The organism is Guyparkeria sp., assembly GCF_046545975.1.
GTDB lineage: Bacteria > Pseudomonadota > Gammaproteobacteria > Halothiobacillales > Halothiobacillaceae > Guyparkeria.
The window spans coordinates 1-6197 of record NZ_JBKGYT010000092.1; the positions used below are offsets into that span (position 1 = coordinate 1).

Below are 6197 nucleotides of genomic sequence, written 5' to 3' on the forward strand. Positions count from 1 at the left end.
CACGCCGGCGACATCGCGCCTTGATCACGAACGACTCGCCAGGCCAGAGTGGCATCGGATTCGTGCAGACCTTCCCGAGGGAAGGTGATCGTGTTTCCTACCATTGTCGAGGAGGAGGTATTCCCATGCGCCGGATCATGCTGTCGAGTGCGGCGGCCGTTCTCGGACTCTCACTGTCCCTGGCCCATGCCGCCGACGATGAACCCTGGCTCGAGGAGGGCTGGGAGCCGATAACCGAGGAGGAACGCCAGCCGGCGACCGAGCAGGAAGTCGGGGAGGTGAGCCTTGCCGAGCGCGAGGCCAACGGGATTCGTTACCTGACCGGCGGTATCGGCGTGGCCGAACGCGAATGGCTGGCCCGGCATGGGACGGACTACTCGCAACGCCTGGAGTTCTCCAAGGGCGAGCGTGGCGCGTTCGTCTCGCAGGTCGCGCTGACCGTGCGGGACCGTGACGGGACGGTGGTCTTCGAGGCGGAGAGCGATGGGCCGATCCTGTACATCGACCTGCCCGAGGGCCGTTACCGGGCCGAGGCCCGCTATGCCGGCGACACGCGCGAGTTTGCCCTGAACGTCCGGGCCGGCGGCCAGTCACGTGCCCACGTCAACTTTCCCTGATCGCAGGGCTCAGCGTGGGGCCGATGCGAACTCGGAGTCTGCTTCCGACTGTATGGCCACGGGTGAGCGGCCCACGGGAAGTCGGCCGCGTTCGGATCTTTCGTCATCAACGAGGGAGGATGCGTCATGTCACAGACAGCCGTCATCAGCGAGGAGTTTCCTCACCGCGTCAGCGCGGTGTTTCCCAACCAGAGCCTGGCCGACGAGGCCTGCGAGGCGCTCAGAAACGAGGTCGAACTGAAAGAGAAGCAGATCGAGCTCGTCCGACCGGGCGATCTCGGCCTGGAACGCAAGCTCGAGCACGAGACGACCAATATGGCCTGGACCATCGTGCGCTCCCACGTCGGTCTGGGAATAATCGGTTTCGTCGCCGGCCTGGTTCTGGCCGCGGTGCTCTGGGGCGCCGGATTCGAGTTTGCCGCCACGAGACCGGGCTGGCTGTTCATCCTGGCGGGTGCGGTCGGGGCCGTGATCGGTCTGCTGGCGGCCGGGCTCGTATCGGTCCGCCCCGATCACGAACCGGTGATCCTGAGGGCTGAACAGGCCGCCGAACGTGGCCAGTGGACCGTGGTGGCCTATGCGCGTGACGAGGACGAGAAGCACCGCGTCGACGAGGTCCTCAAGGAGCACTCGACGCGGGTCAGCGAGTCGATCTGATGCCCTGGCACCGGCGGTCATCCGCCCGTGACGCAAATCGGTTTTCGGGGCGTCCCCCGGGATGATTGCGGTCATCGGCGTCGGTTCCACGGTGGCGCATCGGCTGGCTCCGGGGCGGCTCGGCGGCTCGAAATGAGCGTGCCGACGACCGCCGTGGGGCTGGCCTGACGGCCTTTCCTCGCGTCCCCCGCCCGGGCGGCATGTCTCCGCTGCACAGTGAGCCGACTCCCGGGGCATCCCTCACGCCCTCACCCTGAGGGGGAGCGCAATGCCATTTGATATCGATTGGCCATCTGTCTACTGGAATCTGACCTATCTCGCGGTTGCCTATGTGCTGGCCTTGCCGGTGGCTATGGAGCGCGAGGCCCATTCGCGGTCGGCAGGACTACGCACCTTCCCCCTCGTCGCCGTGGCCAGTTGCGCTTACATGCTTCTTGGCATCAACGTTCTTGATTCGAGCGGCGCCGAGGCCCGGGTGTTCGAGGGCATCATCACGGGGATGGGCTTCATCGGTGGCGGCGCCATTCTCAAGAGTCGCAACCGCACCACAGGAACGGCGACCGCGGCGAGCCTCTGGACCACCGGCGCGATCGGGGTAGCCGTAGCCTGGAACCGTTTCGAGATCGCCCTGCTGCTTTCGCTGGTCACCTTTGCCAGCCTGCGACTGCTCTCGCCGGCGAAGCATGCACTCAACGACAATCACGTCGATGAAAAGCGCGACCGGGGAGCCGATAAGGGGATCGAGGACGTCGACGGATAGGGCACCCCGGGATCAGACCTCACTCATGCGCGCGGACCTTCGCACGGACGTGTCGAATGGTGTCGGAATTACCGTCCTCCCGGAGGCTGCAGCAAAGAAAAACGCCACCGGGTGTCGGTGGCGTGCTTCATGTTGCCGGATCGGCGGAGTCAGCCGTAGCTGCTGGCAACGTTGCGGGCCTGCTTGCGTTCAGCAGCGGCCTTGCTTGGCGAGGCCCGGCGGGCAGAAGCGCCCATGCGAGTGGCCATGCCTGTGACGGTGGTCCCGCTCGTGCCGGTAGCGCTTGGGCTCGGCATGGTCCCGGGTGTTGACCGCCGTGCCGGCGGCCGCCCCGATGCCGGAGCCGACGATCGCGCCCTCGCGACCGCCAACCTCGGCGCCGACGACACCGCCGAGCGCGCCGCCGATGGCACCACCGATGGCAGCGTCAGTGTGCAGATCGCTGGCCATCGCGCCGGAGACGGGAAGAATCAGTGCTGCCACCAGGGCAGAAATACGTATCGACATGTGAATGCTCCTTGTTTCTTGGAAATGCGGCGTCACCAGTTCCCGCGCCGGTCCGTGCGCGCTGTCGATGCCGGATAGGGCCATGTAAAACGTCCGGGTGTTTGAGGGCAAGAACGGCCCCGGGTTCCCCGGACCCGCCCGTGCCGTCTCTCACTCGCCGTCGTGGTCGTCATCGGCCTCCGGCCCGACGATGACCACGATGCGTCGTTCGGGATCGATTCGCCCGGCGAACGCCTGTCGCACTTCGTCGGCCGTGACCTGTTCCACCCGTTCGATGTAAGTGTCGAAGTAGTCCAGCGGCAGGCCGAAGAAGTCGAGCAAGCCGATCTGCTCGGTGATCTTGCGGTTGCTGTCGAGCCGCATGGGGAAGCCGCCGACCAGGTTGGCCTTCGAGTCGGCCAGTTCCTCGTCGTCGGGACCCTGTTCGATGAAGCCGGCCAGTTCGTCGGTCATCAGTTCCAGCGCCTGCTCGACCTGGTCGTTGCGGGTCTGGATGCCCATGACGAACCGGCCGCCGGCGCGCAGGGGCAGGAGGTGGCTGTAGGTGCTGTAGGCAAGGCCGCGCTTCTCGCGCAACTCCGACATCAGCCGCGAGGCGAAACCGCTGCCGCCGAGCACGTGGTTGCCGACGTAGAGCGGCAGGTAGTCGTCGTGCGTTCTCGGGACGCCGTCATGGGCCATGAGGATCGTGGCCTGCTCCGAGGGGAAGGGCACGCGCTCCACGCGGTCCTCGTCGATGGCCGGGACGGTGGGCAGCGGCTCGGCGGGTTCGCCTGCCGGCAGGTCGCCGACGAGGGTGTCGGCCAGGCGGCGCGCCTCGTCCGGGTCGAGGGCGCCCACGATGACGACGGTGGCATTCCGGGCGGCGTAGAAGTGGTCGTGGAAGGCGCGCATGTCGTCATGCTCGATCCTCGCCACCGACTCGAGCGTGCCGTCGGTCGGGTGGCCGTAGGGATGGCCCTCGAAGGCGACTTCACGCAGGGTGTCGTTGGCCACGGCGGATGCCGACTGCTTGCGCGACTCGATCGCGCGCAACTGACGGTCGCGTTCGCGCTCGAAATCGGCCTGATCGAAGGCGGGCCGCGCGATGACTTCGCTCATCTGCTCGACGGCCGGCCAGAGCCAGTCGGATTCGGTCAGGCTGCGCAGGCGGATGGCGGTGGTCTCGAGGTTGGCCCTGGCGGAGAATTCCGCGCCGACCCGGGCGAAGCCGTCGGCGATCGCCTTGGCGTCTCGATCGCGGGTGCCTTCCTCCAGCAGGCCGGCGGCGAGGCTGGCGGTGCCGCCCTTGCCGTCGGGATCACGGGCGCTGCCGGCGTCGAAGACCACCCGGGCATCGACCATCGGCAGCGTCTCGGTCGCGTAGAACAGGACCGTCGCGCCGTTGTCGGTTTCCCAGGTCTCGAGTGGCAGGACCGGCTCGGCGCGGGCGGTGGTCGCGAGCAGCAGGACCCCGAGGACGGCAACGGGCCCCCACAGGGCGTGGCGGAGATCAATGGACACGGTCGATACCTCCGGTCGGGCTGGGCAGGGCGGGTTCGGAGTCGTCGGATTCGGGTTCCAGGGTGGCGACGGTCAGGCGTCGGTCGTCCAGGTACTTGCGGGCCACGGCCCGGACGTCCTCGGCGGTGACCGCCTGGATGGCCTCGACGAACCGGTCGGCCTGCTCGTATCCCAGGCCCACGGTCTCGTAGATGCCGATCTTCATCCCCTGGTAGAACAGCGAGTCGCGCTGGTAGACCTCCGAGGCGACCACCTGGGCCTTGATGCGGTCGAGCTCCTCCTCGCCGACGGGCTCGTCCCGGAGTCGTTCGACCTGCTCCCGCAACAGGGACTCGACCTCATCAAGGGGCTGGCCGTTCTTCGGCGTGGCGTCGAGGGAGAACAGCGTGGTCTGGCGGGCATTGATATTGTAGCTCGCCGAGGCATTGGCCAGCTTGCCCTGGCGGACCAGGTCGTTGGCGAGCCGGGCGCCGGAGTCCCCCGAGAGCACCCCGGCGGCGACGGTCAGGGCGTAGGCCTCGCGCGGGTCCTCCGCCGTCACCAGAGACGGCACCTTGAAGCCCATCGACAGCCGCGGCAGGCGGGCGGGGATCACCAGCTCCGCGCGCCGGGTGCCGTGCTGCGCCATCTCCTCGCGTGGCTTGGCCGCTGCGATCTCCCGCGGCTCGATGGGCCCGTAGTGCGTCTCGGCCAGCTCGAAGACCGCCTCGGGATCGACGTCGCCGACGACGATCAGCGTGGCGTTGTTGGGGGCATAGTGGGTCTGGTACCAGTCGCGCAGGTCATCGACCGTGTAGGCGTCGATGTCGGTCTTCCAGCCGATGATCGGGTGGTGGTAGCCGCTGCTGCTGAAGGCGGTGGCATGGAGCAGCTGGTCGAGGCGCGCGTTGGGATTGTCGCGCACGCGCGAGCGCCACTCCTCCCTGACCACGTCCTTCTCGCGGGCGAACTCGTCGGCGTCGAGCTTCAGGTTGGCCATGCGGTCGGCCTCCCAGCGCATGACCGTCTCGAGCTCGGCGGCGGACAGGGTCTGGAAGTAGGCGGTGAAGTCACGCCCCGTGAACGCGTTCTCCTCGCCCCCCAGCCGGGCGATGATGTCGGAGAACTCGCCCGGGCCGAGCGTCTCGGTGCCCTTGAACATCATGTGCTCGAACATGTGGGCGATACCGGTGATCCCGCCCGGCTCGTCGGCCGAGCCGACCTTGTACCAGACCTGGTGGGTGGCCACCGGCGCCCGCGGGTCGGGCAGGACCAGCACCTTCAGGCCGTTGTCGAGGGTGCGTTCGTGGACCGGGGCGGCAGCCGGCTTGGCCTGGGCCGGGCCGACGAACGGTCCGGCCACGAGGCTCGCGACCGCGAGCAGGCCGGCCAGAACGGGAGACGGGGTCTTGCGTTGGGTGAGCATGCGTGTCGAATACCGTTTCTGTTGTCGGGGCGTTCCTGTCCGCCGGGATCGACAGTCCCCTTGCCGGGCGTCGGGCGGCGGTGTCCGGGCGATGATCTTCGACCGGTCCGGCGCCCGTTGGTTTCAAAAAGCGGTGTCGGCGGTCCAGACTCCGGACAGGCACCCATCCGCAGCGACGACGGAGGCGCAGATGGATTTCACGATCATACAGGGCAATATCGCGGAACAGGCAGCCGACTGCCTGGTCAACGCCGCCGGGACGTCGCTGGCGATGGGAAGCGGCGTGGCCGGGGCCCTTCGCGATGCGGCCAACGGACCGATCAACGAGGCGGCCATGGCACAGGGGCCCGTGCCGCTGGGCGGCGTGGCGGTGACCGATGCCTACGACCTGCCGGCGAAATGGGTGATCCATGCGGCGGCCATGCCGCACCACGGCGACGGCCGCGCGACCGAGCAGAGCATCCGCGAGGCGACGCGCCATGCCCTGGAGAAGGCCGACGAGCTGGGCTGCCGGTCGCTGGTGATCCCGCCGCTGGGCTGCGGGGTGGCCGGCTTCGACCTGGCGGTCGGGGCGAGGCTGATCCTCGAGGAGATCGCCCGGTTCGCACCGCGCACGCTCGCCGAGGTTCGCCTGATCGTCTACCGTCCCGAAGACCAGCAGACGGTGGAGACCGTGGCCCGCCAGGTGCGCGACGACGGCTGACCTGGTCGCGCCCCCCGGCATCTGCCCAGGACGAAGGAATCCGGC

The 6197-nt window shown here is 68.1% G+C and carries 7 protein-coding genes; 4 read left to right on the forward strand and 3 right to left on the reverse strand.

Annotated elements, in window-relative coordinates; genetic code table 11:
• The first annotated feature begins 125 nt into the window (after nucleotides 1–125).
• From ACLFMY_RS07940 to ACLFMY_RS07950, 3 genes are all read left to right on the forward strand, one after another.
• On the forward strand, nucleotides 126–617 hold the full coding sequence (locus ACLFMY_RS07940; protein WP_410764116.1) for a hypothetical protein: 492 nt from the start codon (nucleotides 126–128) through the stop codon (nucleotides 615–617).
• 126 nt (nucleotides 618–743) lie between these two features.
• Nucleotides 744–1274 (forward strand): hypothetical protein, encoded by a 531-nt coding sequence (locus ACLFMY_RS07945; protein ID WP_410764118.1) that lies wholly within the window; start codon nucleotides 744–746, stop codon nucleotides 1272–1274.
• Nucleotides 1275–1542: 268 nt separating this feature from the next.
• Complete coding sequence (locus ACLFMY_RS07950) at nucleotides 1543–2034, forward strand: MgtC/SapB family protein (protein WP_410764119.1); 492 nt, start codon at nucleotides 1543–1545, stop codon at nucleotides 2032–2034.
• Between the two features lie 189 nt (nucleotides 2035–2223).
• On the opposite strand, the gene ACLFMY_RS07955 is transcribed toward ACLFMY_RS07950, so the two are convergent.
• From ACLFMY_RS07955 to ACLFMY_RS07965, 3 genes are all read right to left on the reverse strand, one after another.
• Complete coding sequence (locus ACLFMY_RS07955; protein WP_410764120.1) at nucleotides 2224–2541, reverse strand: hypothetical protein; 318 nt, start codon at nucleotides 2539–2541, stop codon at nucleotides 2224–2226.
• A gap of 150 nt (nucleotides 2542–2691) precedes the next feature.
• Nucleotides 2692–4044 carry a M16 family metallopeptidase gene (locus ACLFMY_RS07960; protein ID WP_410764122.1) on the reverse strand — a complete coding sequence of 451 codons (1353 nt, stop codon included), beginning with the start codon at nucleotides 4042–4044 and terminating at the stop codon, nucleotides 2692–2694.
• Entirely contained in the window at nucleotides 4034–5449 is a 1416-nt protein-coding gene (locus tag ACLFMY_RS07965; protein WP_410764123.1) for a M16 family metallopeptidase, read from the reverse strand. Before ACLFMY_RS07965 ends, ACLFMY_RS07960 begins: the two co-directional genes overlap by 11 nt.
• A 190-nt stretch (nucleotides 5450–5639) precedes the next feature.
• Here ACLFMY_RS07965 and ACLFMY_RS07970 point away from each other — a divergent pair, with 190 nt between their 5' ends.
• Nucleotides 5640–6152 carry a macro domain-containing protein gene (locus ACLFMY_RS07970; protein ID WP_410764125.1) on the forward strand — a complete coding sequence of 171 codons (513 nt, stop codon included), beginning with the start codon at nucleotides 5640–5642 and terminating at the stop codon, nucleotides 6150–6152.
• Nucleotides 6153–6197: the final 45 nt, after the last annotated feature.

Excerpts from the sequence above, each read along its gene's own strand:
- ACLFMY_RS07940 (WP_410764116.1), top strand. The coding sequence starts at position 126 with ATGCGCCGGATCATGCTGTCGAGTGCGGCGGCCGTTCTCGGACTCTCA.
- ACLFMY_RS07945 (WP_410764118.1), top strand. The coding sequence starts at position 744 with ATGTCACAGACAGCCGTCATCAGCGAGGAGTTTCCTCACCGCGTCAGC.
- ACLFMY_RS07950 (WP_410764119.1), top strand. The coding sequence starts at position 1,543 with ATGCCATTTGATATCGATTGGCCATCTGTCTACTGGAATCTGACCTAT.
- ACLFMY_RS07955 (WP_410764120.1), bottom strand. The coding sequence starts at position 2,541 with ATGTCGATACGTATTTCTGCCCTGGTGGCAGCACTGATTCTTCCCGTC.
- ACLFMY_RS07965 (WP_410764123.1), bottom strand. The coding sequence starts at position 5,449 with ATGCTCACCCAACGCAAGACCCCGTCTCCCGTTCTGGCCGGCCTGCTC.
- ACLFMY_RS07970 (WP_410764125.1), top strand. The coding sequence starts at position 5,640 with ATGGATTTCACGATCATACAGGGCAATATCGCGGAACAGGCAGCCGAC.